The following is a 1,259-nucleotide window of genomic DNA, read 5'->3' on the forward strand; positions in this document are numbered from 1 at the left end:
GCCTGACTTTAGTTTGCCTGCTTTCTTTACCCGTTGACCATATTGGTTGTAAACATAAGCATTGTGCTTCAGTTTTTGAGCTGTACTCTTAACATTGCCAATTGCAACATAGTACTTCTTATTATTAGCACCCTTGTCAACTAATACATAATATTGGTCACCGTTAATTGTTTCAATGCCGTAAGTATCAAGAACTGAACCAGCTCCTAATGTAATGCCGTTTGCACGTTGACCTTTACTATTGTAAAGATAAGCATTATGCATCAAAGCTACTTTTTCAGATTTTGGTTGTTCTGGCTCTTTATTATTATCAGGCTTGTTATTTGGTACTGGCGCTGGCGTTACCGGCGTTAACTGACCGCCTCCTCCGTTTATAACATTCTCAGTAGTATTATTTATATTGCTTTCTGTCGCATCACGATATATCTGGGCTATCCCATCATCACGTTTTTGCGTTATCAGCTCACTAACTGCTGCACTCTCTTTTATGCGGTTAGAAAAATCATCATAATCTTTCTGGATTTGTTGCTTTATCTGTCCCTTTACTGCATCACTGTAGTCGGAGTTGCCATCAACACGCTTATTTGCAGCTGCCTTGGCATCTGTTAAAGCTCCCTGAGCAATCTCTTTTTCACCATTAAGTTCAGTCGCTAAGTCTTTTGGCTTTTCATTAAGCTTTGCCTGGGCATCTTTAAAGGCTGCAATTATAGAACTAGTATCTGTATCTTTACCAAATTTGTCTTGTACGGCCTTAATTGCAGATTCTCGAGCCTGAGCAAGTCTTTCTCTTAGAACTTCTGGATCTTGTTCGATTACATTATTGCCTTCTGGACTGTCAGCAATCGACTCATTAATAATCTTGTTAACTGCAGTTTCACGGGCTTTATCCACACCTGCTGTATCTTGAGCTTGATCAATAGTCCCTTTAGCATCAACAGCTTCATGAACATCTTCTTCAATCTGATTCCTTAAAGCATTCTTTTCTGCTTCAGTATAGTCATTTCCGTTCTTATGCTTTAAGCCGTTAACTCTATTCTTTGCATTGGCTCCAGTGTCCTTAACTTCGCCTTTAGCCAATTCCCTTTCGGCTGCTAGTTCGTTTGCTTTAACTTCTTCTACTGTTGTACCAGTGATGTTTTTATGTGTATCAAATGCATTGTCAACTTCTGTTGTCACAGCATCTTTGCCAAATTCATTCTTGAGTCTTGCTACTGCTTCATCATGCTTTTTACTGAATTCAGTCTTAGCATCACTTATTA

1 protein-coding gene is annotated in these 1,259 nt (G+C 39.0%); it reads right to left on the reverse strand.

Annotation, left to right across the window (positions count from 1 at the left end):
- Positions 1–1,259, reverse strand: a 1,259-nt coding sequence (locus tag ERK18_RS09290) for an SLAP domain-containing protein (protein WP_187155209.1), incomplete at both ends; no start/stop codon positions are given.

Source organism: Lactobacillus kimbladii (assembly GCF_014323605.1).
Classification (GTDB): domain Bacteria; phylum Bacillota; class Bacilli; order Lactobacillales; family Lactobacillaceae; genus Lactobacillus; species Lactobacillus kimbladii_B.